Raw genomic sequence first — 19,273 nt, 5'->3', positions numbered from 1 at the left:
TCTTACTGCTGGGCGCCCAGCACCTCCATGCGGCCCATCGCCGTGCGGGCCGAGAACTGCGGACGGTACATGTCCTCGACGCTTGCGGCCGGATGATCGTAGACGCCGGGGGTTACGGCGCGCACGACATAGGCGAAGGTCATGTCACGGTCTGCACCGGAGCCCTGGTCGAAGGCGGCGACGAAGCGGTCGTTGCGGAATTCGACATGGGCCGGCTGAATTTCGCTGAGCCAGTCGAAATTCGAGAGTTGAGCACTGTTGACGATGCTTGGATTGTCGATCTCGAAGCCTGCCGGCAGGAGATCGGTCACGAGGATGCGCTGTGGCCAGTCATTGTCTTCGGTCACATGCAGCACGACGACATAGCGTTCGTTCTGCTGTGCCTGACTGACATTCGCCTCCTCGCCATCGAGCGTGTAGTATTTGCGCTCGATCTTGAAGCCGTTACCGCCGGCCGGCAGCTGCGCAACCGGAGCCGCGACCGTGGTCACCGCAGCCGAGAGCGGCTGGCGCGTCGTATTGGTGACGGTCAGCGGATGGCCCATAAGCGCATTGCCCGACATCTGCGCCATGTAGGTGCCGCTATGGGCAGCACCGTTGACGTCGAGCGTCAGGCCGTCATCGCCATTCTGCAGGGAGCGGGCGGCGAGCAGCATCCAGGTCTGTTCCTGGGTGCTGGTATATTTCCGGCTCTGCCAATCCTTGGCGACGACGCTGGCGAGTTCCGGAATGATCGGCGGCACCGGGCGGCTTTCGGCGGCCAGCGCCAGCACGGCGGCACCGTCGCGCAGCGACGAGCCGTAATCCGAACGGACGAAGCTGACCTTGGTGACCGCCGCCTTCTGCGACATCTGCAGCGAGTCCACGAAGATGTTGCGCGAGCGCTGTGCGTCCCCATAGAGCGCGAGAGCAGCGGCCAGATGCGCCTTGGAAAGCGGCGTGGGGAAGTCGTTCAGCATGGTGTCGGCATAGTAGCGCAGATCGCTGATCGAAGCCTTCTTGTTGCGCGCCAGCACGTAGAGCGCATAGGCGATCTCGTTGCCGTTGTCCTTGACGTTGGTGTTGGCGCTGAGCGCGTTCTGGAGGTTTTCGAGCCCCTGCACCATCGCCTGATCCGGCACGTTGTACTTCTGCTCGCGGGCGCGGGTCAGGAAGTCCATGACATAGGCGTCGAGCCAGAGATCGCCCGAGCCCGGGCTCCAGAGACCGAAGCTGCCGGTCGAAGACTGGTAGGATAGTTCGCGATAGATCGAGTCCTGCACGCGCTTCTGGATCTCAGCATCGTCGGCAAGGCCGTTCTTGACCGCCATGTCGCTGAAGTAGAGCAGGGGCATGGCGCTGCTCGCCGTCTGTTCCGCGCAGCCATAGGGATAGTGGCTGAGGCTCATCAAGAGCGCCGGCACATCGAAGGCGCTGGAGCGGCTGACATTGACGCTGACCGAGGCGCCGGGCAGCACACTGTCGGCGAGAAGATCGGCATTGACGGTCAGGCTCTTGCCGGGTGCCAGCGCGATGACGCGCCGTTCGGTGACCGGCAGCTGCGACGGGCGAACCGGGATATCGACCGATTGATCGAGCGACATGCCCGACGCATTCGAGAGCCTGATCGAAACCGTGCCGTCGCCCGGCTGTCCCCCGGTCAGCGGCAGCGTGATAGCGTATTTGTCGCCGGTCTGAAGGTTGATCTTCTGTTGTGTGGCGCTTGCATCCACCGTTACGGCGTTATTGCCGGTCACGGCGAGCGTGTACTCGCCGGCGGGCGCGTCCGTGTTGGCGACGTCGAGACGCAGGTTTGCCTTGTCTCCGGGAGCCAGGAACTTCGGCAGGCTGGCGGTGACGACGACCGGATCGCGGATGATCACGTCCTGCGTCGCATGACCGACGCCGGCCTTCGACCAGGCAACCGCCATCAGCCGCGCCGTGCCGTTGAACTGCGGAATGTCGAAGCTGACATTGGCCTTGCCATTGGCATCGAGCTTTATGGGACCGGAGAAGAAGGCGATCAGCTTTTCCTTTGGCGGGCTTGCTTGTAAAGCCGCCTGTCCGCCGTCGCCGCCGGTGCGCAGCTTGCCGGTCGCGCCGAGCGAGCCATCGATGAGGCGACCGTAGATATCGCGGATTTCGAGGCCGAGCTGACGTTGGCCATAATACCAGTCATCCGGTGCCGGCGGCTGGTAGCGTGTGAGATTGAGAATGCCGACATCGACGGCGGCAATCGTGACGTAGGCGTCCTCATTGGCGCCAGCGCCGGCGACCTGTAGGCCGATATTAAGCGGCTGCCGCGGAAGCGTCTTCTGCGGCGCGTCGATCTTGATCTGCAGCTTGCGCTCGCCGGGGTCGACCGGTGCCCATTTGATGCCGATGGCGCGCATCGGCATGCGGCTTTCCTGGGCATCGCCGGGCCGGAACAGCGTGGCCGTCAAGTATGTACCAGCACCCCAATCGGCCGTGACGGGAACGTCGACTTCGCCGCCCGTCGCGCCGATATCGGCATTGGTGACCGAGATCAGCGTTTCCGAGCCTGCCGTCACCATCAGCTGGCCGGCATAGCGCGAGGTCACCTTCAGCTTGGCGGTATCGCCGACATGGTAGCTTTCCTTGTCGAGTGCGATCTCGAGCGCGTCAGGCGTTTCCGTCGAGGTGGAAGCCACATACCAGCCGGCATTGAACTCGACGCTCGATTCCGGGCCGTTCGCATCGGCTGTGGAGACTTCGAGCCGGTAGCGGCCCCAGGTCACGGGCATGGAAATCGCCGCGCCGTCCGTCGTGGCGTTGACCGTGCCGACTGCCACCTGCTTGGTGGACATGATCGGTTCGAACTTCCAGCTGCTGCCGTCGCGATACCATTGATAATTGCGCTCGATGCTCAGCAGCTTCCAGGTCAGGCCCTGCATGGCCTGCTTCTGGCCATTGGCGTCGACAACGATGACATGGAAGTTGCCGACGGAATTTTCACCGAGATCGCTGTCGAATTCCGGCTTGATGCCGATGCGCGGTCCATCCGCCTTGACGGGCAGCGTCAGTGAGCGCTCGACGGCGCGGCCGCCGGCTTCCTGCATGCGCACCGTGATGTTGGCGTTCAGGAGCTGCGTGGTCGAAGGCGTATCGTTGATCGTGACGTTGAACGTGGTCTTGCCGTTTTCATCCAGCGCCTGCAGGTCTTCGAGCGACACCTGCGTGCTTTCCGCCGTGCTGTCGCCGCTGCTGCTGTCGTCATCGTCATTGTTTGCGCTTGCCTTGCCGGCGCCTTCGTCGGCGAGGCCGAACTGATAGCCCTTGAAGGCGTCGCTCTGGCGCGTCGGCTTTAGCGTCACTTCGCCTTCGAGGTTGAGGCCCGCTGCCGGTGCGCCATAGAGATAACGTCCGTCGACGTTGACCGGCGTCGGCTTGCCGACTTCGATCTCCTTGGCATCGCTCTTCATGTCGAATTCGATGCGATCCGGCACGAAATCGTCGACGAGGAAGGTCTGTGAGCCGATGGAGGAACCCTTCGGGTCGGTGTAGATGTTCATCGTCCAGGTGCCGCGCATGGAAGTCTGCTGCAGCGGCAGGTCGACGTTATAGCCGCCGAGCTTGCCGCCATCGGTGACGATGCGACGATCCTCGACGCCATCCGGGCGCAGGAAGACGAAGGTGAGCGGCAGGTTTTCGACCGCCGTCGAGCTGACGTCGCGGGCAAGTGCGGAGGCATGCACCGTCTCGCCGGCGCGGTAGATCCCGCGCTCGGTCCAGGTGAGCAGATCGATCGCGCCCGGTGCGGTTCTGCCTGCCACGCCGCGGTCGGAAAGATCGAAGCCGGCGCGCGTCATGTCGAGGAAGACATAATCCTGATCGCCGTTCTCAGCGGTAATGACGGCCGGCGTCATGCCCGCCGTGCCGCGCATCAGGCCGGCGCTGAAGACGGCGCGGCCATTGTCGTCGGTCTTGGCGGTCCCGAGGATTTCATTGTTCTTGGCGAGCAGCTGCAGCTGGATGCCGGCAAGCGGCTTGGCGCTGCCGAGCGACCGGGCAAAGACATTCAAGCCGTCGGTGCCGGCATAGGTGGTGACGCCGATGTCGGAGACGACAAACCATTGTGTCGCCTGCGGGTCCCATTCGTGGCCGCCGCTCTCCGGTGCAACAGCCGTCAGCACATAGACGCCGGGCTTGCGTTTCGGCAGTGCCTCATCCACTGGGAAGCTGGTCGCGACTTCCTTGTTGAGTTCCTGTTTGATCTCGATGGAGCCCTGCCAGACCAGCTCGCCATTGGTGTCCTGGATGGTCTGGGCGCTGTAGCTGTCCACCTGCGTCAGGAACTGCGAATTGTTCAGAAGCTGGGCAATATTGCGATCGCCGATACGGTAGAGCTTGAGATTGGCCGTGGTGGCGTTGACCGAAACGATCGGGATGCCGCGGCGCGCGGTCGAAGGCAGGACGAAATTGTCGCCCGTGAAGCGCAGCGAAGCCGTGCGATCCTTGACGTAGATATCGACATTGACTTGCGAGGCGAGGTTTTCATCCACGGAGGAGGGCAGGCCGGCGCGCAGCGAAATGCGGTAGTGCTGGCCGAATTCCAGACCTTCGACGCAGATCTGGTTGTCTTTGGCGTCGACCCCCTTCGGCGCGGCGCCGTTGAGGGTGACGAAGGGCGTGTAGTCGACACCGCTCTTCACCAGCTTTTCGGAGAATTGTACGCAGGCGCGGGGCGATGCATTGTCGTTGTCGAGCGTATTGCCCGTAACGCGGAAGCCCTGGCGGGCCAGAAGATCGTTATAGGCGGCCTGGACGGCAGCGGAGCTGACGAGATTGAGGCTCGCCTTGTAGGCGCTGAGCGCCGGACGATAGTTCTGCGCATTCTTCAGCGCTTCGGCGAGAACGGCCAGCGCATCGGCGCGGCTGCTCGTCGTGCGGGTCAGCTGATAGCCGTTGAGCGCGGCATAGGCGGCCCGCGTGGCGACAGACGCGTCGTTCGTGATCGTATTGGCGGCACGCGCCATCTCGATCCACAGATCGCCATTGTCGGGATTGATGGAAAGCGCGCCCTGGAAGGCGTTCAAAGCGTCGTTGACATTGCCCGAGGTCAGCTCGATGCGGCCGAGCGCAATCAGGCTTTCGACGCCCTGACCCTTGAGCTCGTTGCCGAGCGTCAGCGTGTTCTTTGCATCGCGCGCGCTCTGGACGAAATTGTCGGAAAGGAAGGAAAGGGCAGGCGCAGCGCCGATATCCGGCTCGCTGGTGGCCGCGGTCTCAACGATCTTGCCGGCGATCGCGCCGGGAAAACTGTTGAGCTGGTTGAAATCCGACTTCATGAAGCACCACTTCACCTTGGGATTGTAGGTGAAGGCCTTGCAGGACTTGTCGCCGATGCAGGAGGCGGAGCACTGATCCAGCGTCACATTCTGCTCTGTACGCAGATCGAAGCCGAAGTAGTCGCCATCCTTCGTGGTGACCACCTGGCGCTTGACGTCAGCGGCGACCGAAGGGTTCAGAGATGCAAAAGTGGCGAGAAGAAAAGCAGAGAAGCCGATAAACGCGCGCCTAGACATAAGTCCTCCCCACGCTGCCCGTTTTTGATGGCGGCAATCTTCAAATTTCGCACCCGTTTGTCAACCGAGCGTGGAGTTGTTGTCGACGTTTCACGTTTATGACGATTCGCCTAGGCTCTTGAAAGAGGCTGTAAATCAGGCGATTCGCATGTTCGACCAAGCGTCGGCCAGGCTTCATTTTTCTTTTCAATCCCAAAATTACACCGGCCTTAATGGCCGGTGTCTCTGTCTGGGCTGCAGAGGAAGCCCGTTTGTCAAATATTCGTCAGGGCCAACGCGGCATCCGTATACCGCTTTCCGACGACGATCTCGGGCTTGATGATATCGCCGAGCTCCTTCACTTCCTGTGCCGAAAGGACGATATCGGCAGCCGCGGCGTTCTGCTCGAGATGGTGCAGCTTGCGTGCGCCGGGGATCGGCACGATGTCGTCGCCCTGATGCAGCACCCATGCGAGCGCCAGTTGTGCCGCCGTGACGCCTTTTTCCTCGGCAAGTGATTGCAACCTGGCGACCAGAGCCGCGTTAGCATCGAAATTCTCGCTCTGGAAGCGCGGCAGCGAACGGCGGAAGTCGTCGTCGGCAAGATCCTCCGTCTTTTGGATGGCCCCGGTCAGGAAGCCGCGGCCGAGCGGGCTGTAAGGCACGAAGCCGATGCCAAGTTCACGGCAGGTGGCGAGCACGTCTTCCTCCGGATCGCGGCTCCAAAGCGAATATTCGCTCTGCACAGCGGCGATCGGATGTACGGCATGGGCGCGGCGGATCGTGGCAGAGCCGGCTTCGGAAAGCCCGAGCGCCCGCACCTTGCCCTCCCGCACCAGCTCGGCCATGGCGCCGACCGTGTCTTCGATCGGCACATTCGGATCAACGCGATGCTGGTAGTAGAGGTCGATGACATCCGTGCCAAGTCGCTTAAGGGAAGCTTCGGCGACTTCCTTGACATGCTCGGGCCGGCTGTCGACGCCGATCATCGCCGCCGGGCCACTTTTCGTGAGATCGAGCTTGAAACCGAATTTGGTGGCGATGACAACGCGGTCACGCACGGACTTCAGCGTGCGGCCGAGCAGCTCCTCATTGGTGAAGGGGCCGTAGACCTCGGCGGTGTCGAAAAAGGTGACGCCGAGATCGACGGCGCGATGGAGCGTCTTGACGGATTCGGTCTCGTCGGTGGTGCCATAGGCAAAGCTCATGCCCATGCAGCCCAGTCCAACGGCGGAAACGGTGAGATCCTTACCTAGCCTGCGGGTTTTCATGATGTATTCCTTCTTGAGACGTATGGGAGCGACAGGGGCTCGTGTCCGCTGCCTACGAGCTCAAGTTAGGGCTCCGGACAATGAATGAAAATCCATGCAAATCCTTACAGGTTGTTCTATAATTTAGATCAATGAACAGAACACAACTCTCTCAGCTTGCGGTTTTTGCCGCCGTCGCCGCCCATCGCAGTTTTCGCGCTGCCGGCAAGGAATTGTCGATCGCGCCTTCGGCAGTCAGCCACGCCGTGTCCAGCCTTGAGGAAAGCCTCGGCGTGCGGCTGCTTGCCCGCACCACGCGCAGCGTGCTCCCGACTGAGGAGGGGCAGGCGCTATTGCAAAGGCTGGGGCCGGCACTGGAGGAAATCGATATCGCGCTGGAGGACACGCTTGCGACGCGCGGCCGTCCCGCGGGGACGCTGCGCATCACCGCCCCTCGCTTCGCTTCCGATCTGCTGATGGCCCCGCGAATTGGCGATTTTCTCAATACCTACCCGGACATCACGCTCGAAATCGCCAACGAGGACGGTTTCAGCAATATCGTCAAAGAAGGCTACGATGCCGGCATCCGGCTGGCGGAGAGCATCGAAGGCGACATGATCGCGGTGAAGATCTCGCCCGACATCCGCACCGTGATTGCCGGCTCTCCGGCCTATTTCGAAAAACATCCGAAGCCGCTGCATCCGCGCGATCTCGTTCATCATCGCTGCATCAAGCGGCGATTTACCGATGGCTCCATCTATCGCTGGGAGTTTGAGAAGGATGGCCGCGAGCTAGTCGTTGCCGTCGATGGCCCCCTGATCGTGATCGAGGATCGGCTCGGCGTTTTGGCTGCCCTTAATGGCGCCGGCCTTGCCTATCTCTTCGACATTCGCGTGCAGCAGGAACTGGCCGAGGGCAAACTCATCCGCGTACTTGAGGATTGGTGCCCGCCCTATCCGGGCTTCTGCATCTACTATCCAAGCCGCCGCCAGATGCGCCCGGCGCTCCGAGCTTTCATCGATTTCTTCAAATATACCGGGCCTTAAAGCGATTTCAGGAAAAGTGCGCAGCGGTTTTCCGTCCGGAATCGCGCAAAGCAAGGGAACGGAGCGGCTGCTGACAGAAATCGGGTGGCGGCAATGCCATAACTCGTCTCGACTAAACGATGATTTGAGAAGGGGATTGCCGCGATGAGAAAACCGGGATCGATGAAGGGGCTTGAGGAGCTCGGTCGCGTCAGGCTGTCGAAGAACTTCTTCTTTCGCGATTTCCTGCATTCGGAAATATCAGATTTCTATCGCATACCCAATATTCCGGAAGACCCGGATCTGGCGATCGAGACGGGACGCAGGCTCTGTGAGGAATTGCTGGAGCCGCTGGAAGCGACCTTTGGCCGGCTACATATTCGTTCCGGCTATCGTTCGCCCGAGGTCAATGCCTTCGGCAACAGGAACGGTCTGAACTGCTCGACCAATCCCCACACTGCCGCGCATCACATCTGGGATATGCGCGATCTCGACGGCTGCATGGGCGCGGCCGTCTGCATCGTCGTGCCTTGGCTGATCGATCATCACAGCCATGAGGGCGATTGGCAGAGGCTCGCCTGGTGGATCCACGACCATCTACCCTATGCATCGCTCTGCTTCTTCCCGAAGCTCTGGGCCTTCAACATCCAGTGGCACGAGCGGCCCAAGCGGACCATTCAGAGCTTTGTCAGCCCGCGTGGCATGCTGACCAAACCGGGCATGGCCAACTGGGAGGGCGACCATTCCGCCCATTACGAAGGCTTTCCGAAGCTTAGAAGCTGATGCGATAGCGAATATGCCCGTCGCTCTCGACATAAGTGTCGTAGAGCTTGCGGGCGGTCGTATTGCCTTCTTCCGTGTGCCAATAGAGCCGCGCCCAGCCGTTTTTCTTGCAGAGCGCGACGAGATCGTCGAGCAGCGCCCGGCCGACGCCGTGGCCTCTGGCACTTTCATCGACGAACAGGTCTTCCAGATAGCAATCGGGCGCGCGCACCCATGTGCCCTCATGCGTGAGGCTGAGGGTAAAGCCCTTCACTTCGCCATCGACCTCGGCAACGCGCATGAAGATCGCCGACGCCGGATCGAAGACCCGGCGCCACGTCGCATCGGTGATGTCGGGCGCGACGGTGACGCCGTAGAAGGCCAGATAGCCGTCCCACAGCGCGCGCCAGCGCGCTTCGTCGCCAGGTCTGGCGGCTCGGATCGTCACGGTCATTGGGTTGTCTCTCTTATTCGCCGGCTTCATCGAGCAGGCGCATCGCGTCATCGGAAAGCGAAAGCTTTGCCGAATTGATGAGCGCATCGAGCTGGCTGAGGCTAGTGGCGCTGGCGATCGGAGCGGTGACGCCGCGTTTGCGCAATAGCCAGGCAAGCGCGATCTCGGCGGGTTTCGCACCGGTTTCGGCGGCGACCTTGTCGAGCGCCGCAAGGATGCGCAGGCCCTTGTCGTCGAAATAGGCGGCAACCCGGTTCTCGCGTGCCCGTCCCTCCGTATCGGCCTTGGTGCGGTACTTTCCGGTCAGAAAGCCTGCTGCGAGGCTGAAATAGGTGATGACGCCGATCTCTTCCTTGACGCAGAGATCCGCAAGCGGCCCTTCGAAGCTGTCGCGGGCATAGAGGTTATATTCGGGCTGCAGCACGTCGTAGCGCGGCAGGCCGGCCTTGGCGGCGGCATCCAGCGAAGCCTGGAGCTGCGTCGCATCGAGGTTCGAGCAGCCGACATGGCGGATCTTGCCCTGTTCCTTCAGCTTGGCATAGGCGGCAAGCGATTCCTCATGCGACGTCTCGGAATCCGGCCAGTGCGACAGATAAAGGTCGATGTGATCGGTCTGCAGCCGCTTCAGAGAAGCCTCGGCCGCCTCGATGATATAGTCGGCCTTGAGGCCCTTCTTGCCCGGCCCCATCTCCGATCCGACCTTGGTGATGATGATCGCCTTGTCGCGCGAAACGCGACCCTGCTTCAGCCACTTGCCGATGATCTCCTCGGAATCGCCGCCCTTGTTGCCGGGAACCCAGCGGGAATAGACATCGGCCGTGTCGATCGTGTTGAAGCCGGCGTCGAAGAAGGCATCGAGCAGTGCATAGGAGGTTTTCTCGTCGGCCGTCCAGCCGAAGACATTGCCGCCGAAAACGATGGGGGCGACAAACAGATCGGTTCGTCCAAGCTTGCGCGTGTCCATGCTATTTCTCCAGGTCATTTGAAAGGTAAACCGGCGAGCGGGCGCCGGAGGAAGGGACAAGGCAGGCTATCGGCCTTTCGCGGCGAAGACCACACACAATTTCTTTATTCCGTCGTCGAGCGCCGATAGTGGCTGGGCGGCAGTGCGTTGTATTTCGACCAGACGCGCCGCATATGCCGCGGCGAGGCGAAGCCGGATTTTTCCGCCACCCGCTCCATATCCAGCCGCGAATTGGCAAGCACATCGCGTGCCAGCGTCACGCGCATCAGATTGACATAGGCCGTCACCGACAGGCCGGCATGCTCCTGGAACAGCCGCGAAATATGCCGTACGCTCATTGCGCCGATGCCGGCAAGCTCGGCAAGCGACCAGCCACGGGCCGGATCGGCCATGATCGCATCCTGAACACGATGGATGGCGGGGTGGACGTGGTTGCGGCCGCTAAGCCAGGGCGAGAGCTGCGGCTCGGCACCGGTTCTGCGCATATAGACGACCATGTGCCGGGCAATGGTCAGAGCCGTCATCGGTGAAGTCAGCTTGGAGGCGAGGTGCAGCATCAGATCGGTGCCTGTGGTGATGCCGGCGCTCGAGTATCGGTCGCGGTCTTCGACATAGAGCCGGTTATCGAGAACGCGGGCCGTCGGTGCATATTGCGTGATTTCATCGAGGCAGGCGGCGTGACTGGTGCAGGCATAGCCGTCCATCAGTCCAGCACGGGCTGCGAGCACGGCACCCGAGCAGATGGTAACGAGGGTGATGCCAGGCCGGATCGCACCTCTTAGCCATGCTGCAAGCGCGGCAATCTCCGGTTCGATATCTTCGGCATCGTCGGGCGGCGTGACGTTACCGGACAGGATGACATAGGCACCATCGGGAATGTGATCCGGCAATGGCCTGAGATCGGCAAGTGTCAGCCCGACCGAAGTCGTCTGCGATGGCTGGGCAGCGATGAATTGATAGTCGAACAGGACGTCGTCCTGTTCGATATTGGCGCGGCGCAACACCTCCACCGGCCCGGCCACGTCCATCAGCAGCGTATAGGGCGGCAGAAGCACGTAGACGGGAACGACCCGCCGATGGAGGCGCCGGTCGCTTTGGGTCATGCGGCACTCCGGATCGATGCGTCGGCGAGCGCCTCTTCGACCGTTGCGATACGGGCGAAACGGCCCGATAGCACTAGCTCGCTGCGCTTCTTGATATCGTCGGCGCTGAAGACCGTGCCCGAGGCATGCGTCATCGGGAAGGTTAGCGTCGCCTCGGTGACATAGTCGACCTCATAGCCGAGATCGGAGGCGTGCCGGGTGGTCGTTTCGCAGCATTGCTCGGTACGGATACCCGAAACGATCACCTTGCGGATGCCGTTTGCCACCAGCCAGACATCAAGGCCAGAGCCGATGAGCGCCGAATGGCGGCGTTTGTGGAAGACGGCATCGGCCTCCAGCGAGATCTCATCGAGCTTGCGCACATAGCCGCTCTTCAGGCTGAAATGCGCGTCGCTGTCCTCGACATGGAAAATCTGGACGACAGGAATGCCTATCGCCTTGGCGCCATTGATCAGCGCCTGCAGGCGGTCGGTAAAGACCGGCAGGTCGTCGGTTCTCCAGTAGGGACGCTGGCGAAAGGATTCCTGGACGTCGATGACGAGCAGTGCTGTATCCGCATGGGACATTTTCGTATCTCCTGTGCTTGAAGGATAGCCGAGATTAGGCGTCACTTGGAAGCTTCGAAAGTCATCTGACAGACAGAAAAGGGACAAATACGGACATAGCGAAATGGTCCTTACGTCATCGAGTTCACGCCTGCGGCCTGTCTCGGGCGTTGCGCCTTTGGCAAGGGCCGAATAAGATTGGCGTCGATTTCGTCCAGAGCGGAATTCCCCGTTTCGCTTTACCCCACCGTGTTCACAAAGGATCCCGCTGGAAAGCCCGTGTTGCGATCATCGCCATGCGGCCGTCTGCTTCGGGACAATGCTTCAGGAGAGAGATCATGCTGCGCTTCGGAATTCTGTCGACAGCCAAAATCGGCCGCGATCTGGTCGTGCCCGCCATTCAGGATGCGGAAAACTGCGTTGTGACCGCCATTGCCAGCCGCGATCTCGTCCGCGCTCGACAGATGGCAGACCGGTTCTCCGTGCCGCATGCCTTCGGCTCCTATGAAGAGATGCTCGCCTCCGACACGATCGATGCCGTCTATATCCCGCTGCCGACCTCTCAGCATGTCGAATGGACGATCAAGGCTGCCGATGCCGGCAAGCATGTGCTGTGCGAAAAGCCGATCGCCCTCAAGGCGGATGAGATCGACAGCCTGATCGCCGCGCGCGATCGCAACAAGGTTCTGGTGACGGAAGCCTATATGGTCACCTATGCGCCGGTCTGGCGGAAGGTTCGCTCGCTGCTTGCCGATGGCGCCATCGGCCGGCTGCGTCACATCCAGGGCGCCTTCACCTATTTCAACCGCGATGCCGGCAACATGCGCAATATTCCCGCGCTCGGCGGCGGCGGCCTGCCCGATATCGGCGTCTACCCGACGATCAGCACCCGTTTCGTCACCGGCCGCGAACCCTTGCGTATTCAGGCGGTGACGGAGCGCGACCCGGAATTCGGCACCGACATCTATTCCAGCGTCAAGGCAGACTTCGGCGATTTCGAACTGACCTTCTATATCTCGACGCAGATGGCCAACCGCCAGGTCATGGTCTTCCATGGCACGGAAGGCTTCATCGAGGTGAAATCACCCTTCAATGCCGATCGTTACGGCGCGGAAGAGCTGGAGCTGACAAACCGCGGCCATTCGGAATCGCAGATCTTCCGCTTCCCCGACAGCCGCCAGTACAGGCGCGAGGCGGAGGCTTTCGCCTCTGCCGCGCTTGGTCAAGGCGCCGAGGTCGTGTCGCTGGAAAGTTCGAAGCTCAACCAGAAGGTCATCGACGCCATCTACCGCGCCAGCGAGAAGGATGGCTGGGAACCGGTCTGAGGGTTTCCTTATTTTCTGACGCAATTCCAGGAAAACCGCTGCACGCTTTTCCTGGAATTGCTTCAGGAATTTTGCCGGTGGCGGAAGACGAAGCGCGAATAGCCGAAGAAGCTGAACGCCGTAGCCGCCGCCGATGCCAGCGTCAGCGCAATGATCGGCCGCAATGACGGCTCGGTCATCAGCAGCGAGCTGAAGAGGGCGTAGTTCAGCAGAGCCGAGGTCAGCCCGACCGAACCGTAGCGGAAGCCTTCCGCCGCAAGCGAGCGGTCGGATCGGCCGAAGGTGAAGTTGCGGTTGAGTACCCAGGTGGCAAGCAGTGCGCTCGGGATCGAAATGGCACGGCCGACGAAGGGGCCGAAAGGCGTGAACCACAGCAGCAGATGCAGCACGCCCGCATCGACGATGAAGCCGACACCGCCAGCGATCAGGAAGCGAAAGAGCTTCTTCATGCAGCCTTGGCCCTTCTCTTCCGGCTTGCCGGCTTGTCGACCTCAGTCATGTAAACCTTACGGTCATCGCCGCTTTTGCGTGAGGAGGGCTTGGGCAGGTTCATATAGTGGATGCGCAGCTGTTCGGCGCGGGCGCGCGCCACGGAATCGAGGATGATACCGGCGGTGAACAGCATGAAGGCGATCATTGTCAGCGCTAGCGAGAGCATCCAGGTCGGCACGCGCAATACCTGCCCGGTTTCGAAATACTCGATGAAGACGGGGATAGAGAAGCCGATGCTCATTTCCATCGAAATGGCGCTCAGAATGCCGAAGAAGGCGAAAGGCCGGGTTTCCTTCATCAGCATGGCGAACATCCAGAGGATCTTGCCACCGTCGCGGAAGGTGGAAAGCTTCGAATGCGAGCCTTCCGGTCGCCGGCCGTAATCGAGTTCGAGCTCGCTGACGGGCAGCTTCAGCCTGGAGGCATGAACCGACATTTCCGTTTCGATCTCGAAACCGCCCGACACGGCAGGAAAGCTCTTGACGAAGCGGCGCGAGAAGCAGCGGTAACCGGAGAAGATGTCCGTGAAATCGGTACCGAAGATGGTGCGATAGAGCCAGTTGAAAATGCGGTTGCCAACGGCATGACCCTGCCGGCCTGCGTCGTTGCGGACGTTGCGGCGGGTGCCGACCACCATGTCGGATCCCTCGGTCAGCAACGTGCGGATCAGCTCTTCTCCGTCTTCGGGCGCATAGGTGCTGTCGCCATCGGCCATCAGATAGATGTCGGCTTCGATATCGGCGAACATGCGGCGCACCACATGTCCCTTGCCCTGCCGACGCTCGCGCACGACGGTCGCGCCCGCGAGCATGGCATGCAGAGCGGTGCCGTCGGTCGAATTATTATCGTAGACATAGATCGCGGCCTGCGGCAGCGCCTTGCGGAAACCGCGCACAACCTCGCCGATCGTTGCGGCTTCGTTGTAACAGGGCAGGAGGATTGCGATATTCAGCTTCTCATTCCACATGGTCTTGGCCGGTTGCTACGCGTGAAGTCAAGTCGAGGCCCGATTGACGATCCGGACGAGAGCTTATCCCGCTGGCTGTTAATAAGACCCTATGGCTGCCTAATAAAAAAGGCGGGATACCGGCGTTGCGAAAAACATTCTCGTGATGAAAGCGGCAACGGGCAAAGGCTTTACTTTTTTTTGATCGGCATTCGCTAGCGTATCCCGACTATCCTTCGAACATGAGGTTTATCGAGATGGCGCAGACGCTGGCATTGCCGCCCGAGGCAGCCGGAACGGCAGAAAAGAAGGCGCCGCTGCGCTGGTCTCATCCTGCCCTCGTTGCGTTCGTCTATGCCGTCATCGTCATCGTCGCGCAGCTCATCATTCATCGCAACCTCACGGACTATGTCGGCCCGGATAACGACGACGCCATGCGTCTGGTCGAAGTGCGCGATTTTCTCGCCGGCCAGGGCTGGTTCGACATGATGCAGTACCGTCTCGGCCTTGTGGGCGGGACGCTGATGCACTGGTCGCGCTTCATCGATCTGCCGATTGCAAGCCTCATTCTCCTCTTCCGGATGTTCCTTTCGCCGGAAAGCGCCGAGGCGGCGGCACTGACCGTTTGGCCGCTGATGCTCGTCCTGCCGTTGATGTTCTTCATGGGTCTTGCGGGCAGGCGCATCGCCGGCGTGGAAGGCATGCACTTCTCGCTGATCCTGACGGCACTCTTCGTCCTGCTCTCGCCGCGCTTCGTGCCGGGCTCCATCGATCACGATAATGTCCAGCTCGGCCTTGTCGCGCTTACCGTCGCAATGCTGGTCGACGAAAGTTACAGGCCTCGCAACTTTGCAATCGCTGCCATTACCCTTGCCATCCAGCTCGGTATTGGCGCGGAGACGACGCCCTTTGTCGCCGTCGCCTGCATGTCGGTTGCTTGCTTATGGGCCTGGAAAGGCGAAATATTCGCACCTGCTGCAAAAGCTTTTGCCCTGACGTTGACGGTTGCCGTCAGCGCCGCCTTCTTTTCGCTGGTGCCGCCGCGCCTTTATTCGATGGTCACATGCGACAATCTCTCGCTCGGCTTTTACGGCATCACCAGCGCCGGCTGCGTCGGGCTTCTCCTGTCGTCCCTTTTTGCCAGCCATCTCTCTCGGCCTTGGCGCATTGCAATTCTCGCGGCCAATGGTGCTTTCGTGTTTGCCACGACGGTGGCCCTTGCGCCGCAATGCCTGCGCAATCCGCTTTCCGATCTGGACCCCATGCTGGTGGATCTCTGGCTCAGCATGGTGACCGAGGCACAATCGATCTTTTCCATCGCTTACAGGCAACCCGATACTCTCGGCGCCTTCTATGCGACGGGCCTCGTGGCGATGCTCATTTGCGCGGTTCGTATCCTGCGGGGCAATCGCGCCAGCCTCCATGCAATGCTGATGGCTCTGATTGCGATCAATTGGATGATTACGCTGGTGCAGGTGCGCGGCGCCGAATTTGCCAATCTCCTTGCCATTCCGCCATTGGCGTTGGCGATCGCCGAGCTGCGCAAAGACTATATGGCCGATACCAGAAACCTTCGTTCCATTCTGCTTTATGCAGTGACGATACTGGCTTCCGTTCCGGCTGTTTGGGCTGCGGGTGGTGCGCTTGCAAGCAAGGGGATCGTCAACGGATTTACGGTCACGACACCGGCCAAAGCGGAGGAGACTGCCAATTGTGCTTCCGGGGAGGCCCTTGCGCCGATTGCAACGCTTGAGCCTGAGGTCGTCGCGGCCGCCTCAAACATGGGAACGTCGATTTTGCGCTTCACGCCGCACCGCACCCTTTCCGGTCCCTATCATCGCGATCCCGAGGGGATGCTGGCCGAGCTGCATATCGGCCTCGCGGACCCGCAGCGAGCAGAGGGGCTTCTGCGTGAGGCAAAGGTGACGATTGTCGCCTTCTGTAAGGGGGATCCGCAGGTGGAGTTAGTGAGTGAGCGGGCGCCCAAGGGACTTTATGCGCAGCTGACTGCCGGGCACATCCCGGTCTATCTGGAGCCGATTGCGGCGCCGGCGGAATCGGATGTCCAGTTCTTCCGCGTCAAGCCCCAGGATTGAGTTGAACCGCTGCATCTCGCCGAATTCAGATGGATACGGCGCGGTCCTTCTCTGAAGCTGCTTTTAGGCGCGGCGATGCTCGACCACATCGATGGTGACGAGATAGCCGATGAAGCCGAGATTGTAGCCGCCGAGCGCGATGAACAGCGTCGTCAGCGGCGGCGGAGCGATCGATGTGGCGACGGCGGCCATGAAAGCGATGCTCACGAGTGCCACGCCGAGCAGCGCGCCGATCGTCGAGCGCTGCAGGCCGGCGGCAATTCCGATGATCGTGGCGGTCGCGAATATCATCGCTCCATATCCTCTTTACCAAGAATCAGTTTGCACAGGTTTACGCGCAGATGGCTAAGAAAGCCTTTGTCAGCAGGGTTAACGCTTGATGAAGCAATAGGCTCCACGCCCTTTGTGAGACATGCAAGGAAGCGGAAGCTTCTCAACTATGCGCACAATCCCGTCTTTCGATCGATTCAGACTTAAGCGGTATGCAGCAGGCTCCGCATTTACCGCAACATCGGGTAGAAGGGGGACATGAGCAGCTTTTTTGAGAATGATTCGCCTTCGAACCTGACGGAATATTCCGTCTCGGAGTTGTCGGGATCGATCAAGCGCACGGTCGAGAATGCGTTCGACCAAGTGCGCGTGCGCGGGGAAATCTCCGGCTATCGCGGGCCGCATTCCTCTGGACATGCTTATTTCTCGCTGAAGGATGACCGGGCGCGCATCGATGCCGTGATCTGGAAAGGCACATTCTCCAAGCTGAAATTTCGCCCTGAAGAGGGAATGGAGGTCATTGCAACAGGCAAGGTGACGACCTTCCCGGGCTCGTCGAAATACCAGATCGTCATCGAAACCTTGGAGCCTGCTGGCGCCGGTGCACTGATGGCGCTGCTGGAGGAACGCAAGCGCAAGCTCGGTGCCGAAGGCCTGTTCGATCCCGAGCGCAAGCGCAGGCTGCCTTTCATGCCCAAGGTTATCGGCGTGGTCACGTCGCCGACCGGTGCGGTCATCCGCGATATTCTGCATCGCATCTCCGATCGCTTCCCCGTGCATGTGCTGGTCTGGCCGGTGAAGGTACAGGGAGAGGGCTCCGGCGACGAGGTGGCGAACGCCATACGCGGCTTCAACGAATTTGCCCAAGGCGGCCCGATTCCGCGCCCGGACGTGCTAATCGTCGCGCGCGGCGGCGGCAGTCTCGAGGATCTCTGGAGTTTCAACGATGAGGCTGTGGTGCGTGCCGCTGCCGCGAGCGAGATCCCATTGATCTCGGCCGTCGGCCACGAGACAGACTGGACCTTGATCGACTACGCCGCCGACGTGCGCGCTCCGACGCCGACGGGGGCTGCCGAAATGGCCGTTCCGGTCAAAGCCGAGCTCGAAGCCCAGCTGGCGAGCCTCGCAGCCCGGTTGCAGGGGGGAATGACGAGGCAGATGGATCAACGCCGGCAGGTTGTGCGTGCGCTGATGCGCGCCCTGCCATCGCTCGACCAGATTCTGGCTCTGCCGCGCCGCCGCTTCGATGAGGCGGCTGCTGGCCTTGGCCGCGGATTGGAGCTGAACACGCTGAACAAGCGCCGCTCCTTCGAGCGCACCGCCTCGCACCTCCGCCCCGATATCCTGTCGAACCGGATCGCCGAGCGACGTCAGCAATTGGGCGAACGGATAACCCGCGGGGAGCGGACCATCGAGCGCATGCTCGACCGGTCCCGCGCCCGTATCGAACGCGCCGATGCCGTCTTCGCCACGTTGCCGTCGCGCCTCGAAGCGCAGACGGGGAGGGCGCGCGACCGCCTCGGTAGTCTCGTCCGTCATGCCGATACGGCCATCCGCCATCAGCTGACTCGAGCGCGCAGCGAACTCACGGCGCAGGAGCGCATTCTGCAGTCGCTCTCCTACAAGAATGTTCTGAAGCGCGGCTATGCTGTTGTGCGCGACGAGGATGATCGCCCAGTTTCGCTGGCGGCAGCCCTTTCGACGGGTGCCGCGATCTCGATCGAGTTTGCTGATGGCCGCATCGGGGCCGTCACCGGCGATGATGCCTCGCCACCGTCTTCATCCACACCGCCATCAGGCACTGCGCCTTCGAAGAAGCGTGCCACCAAACCGGCGGAGCCTGCCGCTCCACCGAAGCAGGGAAGCCTCTTCTGATGCGCATCCTGCTGGTGCTGGCCCATCCGCTGGAGGATAGTTTTGCCGCCGCCGTGGCGAACGTCGCGCAGGAAACGCTTGTTGCCGGCGGGCACGAGGTCGATCTGCTCGATCTCTATCGCGAGGGCTTCGATCCGCGTCTGTCCGAGGCCGAGCGGCGCGGCTATTTCGACCAGCCTTACGATACCTCGGGCGTCAGCGATATCGTCGCGCGTCTGCAGGCGGCCGAAGCGCTGATCCTCGTCTTTCCGCAATGGTGGTTCAATTTCCCGGCGATCCTCAAGGGCTTCTTCGATCGCGGCTTTGCGCCCGGTGTTGCCTTCACACATGATCCCGCCGGCGGGCGGATCGTGCCGAAGCTCACCAATATCCGTCTGTTCTGGGCGCTGACGACGACCGGGTCGCCATGGTGGATCGTGCATCTCTACATGGGCAATCCGGTGCGGCGCCTGCTGAAGCGTGGCATCGCCGCCTTCTGCGCCAAGCGGCTGAATTTCCGCATGCTGGCGCTGCATGACATGGACCGCGTCACCGAAGCCGGCCGTAAGGCACATCTCGAACGCGTCAGGCGAGCGCTGGCGACGATCTGATCTCACGATTTCGGAAAAAATATGCCGCGGCAGAGATACCGCGGCATGATCGCATTCGAATATCCGAACTGG

Annotated in this window: 15 protein-coding genes; 6 read left to right on the top strand and 9 right to left on the bottom strand. The window is 61.2% G+C overall.

What is annotated here, in order from left to right:
* Positions 1 to 2 precede the first annotated feature (2 nt).
* Together PH558_RS11550 and PH558_RS11545 are read right to left on the bottom strand one after the other, a co-directional pair.
* Positions 3 to 5,525, bottom strand: coding sequence for an alpha-2-macroglobulin family protein (locus PH558_RS11550; RefSeq protein WP_285204345.1), 5,523 nt, complete (start codon positions 5,523 to 5,525; stop codon positions 3 to 5).
* 254 nt (positions 5,526 to 5,779) lie between these two features.
* Positions 5,780 to 6,775, bottom strand: a complete 996-nt coding sequence (locus tag PH558_RS11545; RefSeq protein ID WP_095433685.1) for an aldo/keto reductase — start codon at positions 6,773 to 6,775, stop codon at positions 5,780 to 5,782.
* Between the two features lie 131 nt (positions 6,776 to 6,906).
* Here PH558_RS11545 and PH558_RS11540 point away from each other — a divergent pair, with 131 nt between their 5' ends.
* Together PH558_RS11540 and PH558_RS11535 are read left to right on the top strand one after the other, a co-directional pair.
* Positions 6,907 to 7,800 (top strand): LysR family transcriptional regulator, encoded by an 894-nt coding sequence (locus PH558_RS11540; RefSeq protein WP_095433686.1) that lies wholly within the window; start codon positions 6,907 to 6,909, stop codon positions 7,798 to 7,800.
* Between the two features lie 144 nt (positions 7,801 to 7,944).
* Complete coding sequence (locus PH558_RS11535; protein ID WP_285204343.1) at positions 7,945 to 8,562, top strand: hypothetical protein; 618 nt, start codon at positions 7,945 to 7,947, stop codon at positions 8,560 to 8,562.
* Here PH558_RS11535 and PH558_RS11530 read toward each other — a convergent pair.
* The 4 genes from PH558_RS11530 to PH558_RS11515 all read right to left on the bottom strand — a co-directional run bounded on the left by PH558_RS11530 (position 8,552) and on the right by PH558_RS11515 (position 11,628).
* On the bottom strand, positions 8,552 to 8,995 hold the full coding sequence (locus PH558_RS11530) for a GNAT family N-acetyltransferase (protein ID WP_095433688.1): 444 nt from the start codon (positions 8,993 to 8,995) through the stop codon (positions 8,552 to 8,554). The genes PH558_RS11535 and PH558_RS11530 overlap by 11 nt on opposite strands.
* Positions 8,996 to 9,008: 13 nt before the next feature.
* Entirely contained in the window at positions 9,009 to 9,959 is a 951-nt protein-coding gene (locus tag PH558_RS11525; protein WP_285204342.1) for an aldo/keto reductase, read from the bottom strand.
* A gap of 104 nt (positions 9,960 to 10,063) precedes the next feature.
* Entirely contained in the window at positions 10,064 to 11,062 is a 999-nt protein-coding gene (locus PH558_RS11520; protein WP_285204341.1) for a GlxA family transcriptional regulator, read from the bottom strand.
* Complete coding sequence (locus PH558_RS11515; RefSeq protein WP_285204340.1) at positions 11,059 to 11,628, bottom strand: isochorismatase family protein; 570 nt, start codon at positions 11,626 to 11,628, stop codon at positions 11,059 to 11,061. The genes PH558_RS11520 and PH558_RS11515 overlap by 4 nt, the downstream gene beginning before the upstream one ends.
* A 317-nt stretch (positions 11,629 to 11,945) precedes the next feature.
* On the opposite strand from PH558_RS11515, the gene PH558_RS11510 reads away from it, so the two are divergent.
* Positions 11,946 to 12,932 (top strand): Gfo/Idh/MocA family protein, encoded by a 987-nt coding sequence (locus PH558_RS11510; RefSeq protein ID WP_285204339.1) that lies wholly within the window; start codon positions 11,946 to 11,948, stop codon positions 12,930 to 12,932.
* 62 nt (positions 12,933 to 12,994) lie between these two features.
* On the opposite strand, the gene PH558_RS11505 is transcribed toward PH558_RS11510, so the two are convergent.
* Together PH558_RS11505 and PH558_RS11500 are read right to left on the bottom strand one after the other, a co-directional pair.
* On the bottom strand, positions 12,995 to 13,381 hold the full coding sequence (locus tag PH558_RS11505) for a GtrA family protein (protein WP_113329884.1): 387 nt from the start codon (positions 13,379 to 13,381) through the stop codon (positions 12,995 to 12,997).
* Positions 13,378 to 14,391 (bottom strand): glycosyltransferase family 2 protein, encoded by a 1,014-nt coding sequence (locus PH558_RS11500; RefSeq protein ID WP_285204335.1) that lies wholly within the window; start codon positions 14,389 to 14,391, stop codon positions 13,378 to 13,380. The genes PH558_RS11505 and PH558_RS11500 overlap by 4 nt, the downstream gene beginning before the upstream one ends.
* A gap of 236 nt (positions 14,392 to 14,627) precedes the next feature.
* On the opposite strand from PH558_RS11500, the gene PH558_RS11495 reads away from it, so the two are divergent.
* Positions 14,628 to 16,466 carry a hypothetical protein gene (locus tag PH558_RS11495; protein ID WP_285204333.1) on the top strand — a complete coding sequence of 613 codons (1,839 nt, stop codon included), beginning with the start codon at positions 14,628 to 14,630 and terminating at the stop codon, positions 16,464 to 16,466.
* Positions 16,467 to 16,529: 63 nt separating this feature from the next.
* Here the strand turns inward: PH558_RS11495 and PH558_RS11490 are convergent, their stop codons facing one another.
* Positions 16,530 to 16,757 carry a homogentisate export protein gene (locus tag PH558_RS11490; RefSeq protein ID WP_095433696.1) on the bottom strand — a complete coding sequence of 76 codons (228 nt, stop codon included), beginning with the start codon at positions 16,755 to 16,757 and terminating at the stop codon, positions 16,530 to 16,532.
* A gap of 237 nt (positions 16,758 to 16,994) precedes the next feature.
* On the opposite strand from PH558_RS11490, the gene xseA reads away from it, so the two are divergent.
* Positions 16,995 to 18,611, top strand: a complete 1,617-nt coding sequence (gene xseA / locus PH558_RS11485) for an exodeoxyribonuclease VII large subunit (protein WP_285204332.1) — start codon at positions 16,995 to 16,997, stop codon at positions 18,609 to 18,611.
* Positions 18,611 to 19,201, top strand: a complete 591-nt coding sequence (locus tag PH558_RS11480; RefSeq protein ID WP_285204329.1) for an NAD(P)H-dependent oxidoreductase — start codon at positions 18,611 to 18,613, stop codon at positions 19,199 to 19,201. Before xseA ends, PH558_RS11480 begins: the two co-directional genes overlap by 1 nt.
* The last annotated feature ends 72 nt before the right edge of the window (positions 19,202 to 19,273 follow it).

It is taken from the genome of Rhizobium pantanalense, from assembly GCF_030182525.1.
In the GTDB taxonomy this organism is placed as follows: Bacteria; Pseudomonadota; Alphaproteobacteria; order Rhizobiales; family Rhizobiaceae; genus Rhizobium.
The sequence above is the reverse complement of the archived record's forward strand: the minus strand, read 5'-3'. Positions and strand labels throughout refer to the sequence as shown.

Excerpts from the sequence above, each read along its gene's own strand:
- PH558_RS11505 (WP_113329884.1), bottom strand. The coding sequence starts at position 13,381 with ATGAAGAAGCTCTTTCGCTTCCTGATCGCTGGCGGTGTCGGCTTCATC.
- PH558_RS11515 (WP_285204340.1), bottom strand. The coding sequence starts at position 11,628 with ATGTCCCATGCGGATACAGCACTGCTCGTCATCGACGTCCAGGAATCC.
- PH558_RS11525 (WP_285204342.1), bottom strand. The coding sequence starts at position 9,959 with ATGGACACGCGCAAGCTTGGACGAACCGATCTGTTTGTCGCCCCCATC.
- PH558_RS11545 (WP_095433685.1), bottom strand. The coding sequence starts at position 6,775 with ATGAAAACCCGCAGGCTAGGTAAGGATCTCACCGTTTCCGCCGTTGGA.
- PH558_RS11530 (WP_095433688.1), bottom strand. The coding sequence starts at position 8,995 with ATGACCGTGACGATCCGAGCCGCCAGACCTGGCGACGAAGCGCGCTGG.
- PH558_RS11550 (WP_285204345.1), bottom strand. The coding sequence starts at position 5,525 with ATGTCTAGGCGCGCGTTTATCGGCTTCTCTGCTTTTCTTCTCGCCACT.
- PH558_RS11535 (WP_285204343.1), top strand. The coding sequence starts at position 7,945 with ATGAGAAAACCGGGATCGATGAAGGGGCTTGAGGAGCTCGGTCGCGTC.
- PH558_RS11490 (WP_095433696.1), bottom strand. The coding sequence starts at position 16,757 with ATGATATTCGCGACCGCCACGATCATCGGAATTGCCGCCGGCCTGCAG.
- PH558_RS11495 (WP_285204333.1), top strand. The coding sequence starts at position 14,628 with ATGGCGCAGACGCTGGCATTGCCGCCCGAGGCAGCCGGAACGGCAGAA.
- PH558_RS11480 (WP_285204329.1), top strand. The coding sequence starts at position 18,611 with ATGCGCATCCTGCTGGTGCTGGCCCATCCGCTGGAGGATAGTTTTGCC.
- PH558_RS11540 (WP_095433686.1), top strand. The coding sequence starts at position 6,907 with ATGAACAGAACACAACTCTCTCAGCTTGCGGTTTTTGCCGCCGTCGCC.
- xseA (WP_285204332.1), top strand. The coding sequence starts at position 16,995 with ATGAGCAGCTTTTTTGAGAATGATTCGCCTTCGAACCTGACGGAATAT.
- PH558_RS11500 (WP_285204335.1), bottom strand. The coding sequence starts at position 14,391 with ATGTGGAATGAGAAGCTGAATATCGCAATCCTCCTGCCCTGTTACAAC.
- PH558_RS11510 (WP_285204339.1), top strand. The coding sequence starts at position 11,946 with ATGCTGCGCTTCGGAATTCTGTCGACAGCCAAAATCGGCCGCGATCTG.
- PH558_RS11520 (WP_285204341.1), bottom strand. The coding sequence starts at position 11,062 with ATGACCCAAAGCGACCGGCGCCTCCATCGGCGGGTCGTTCCCGTCTAC.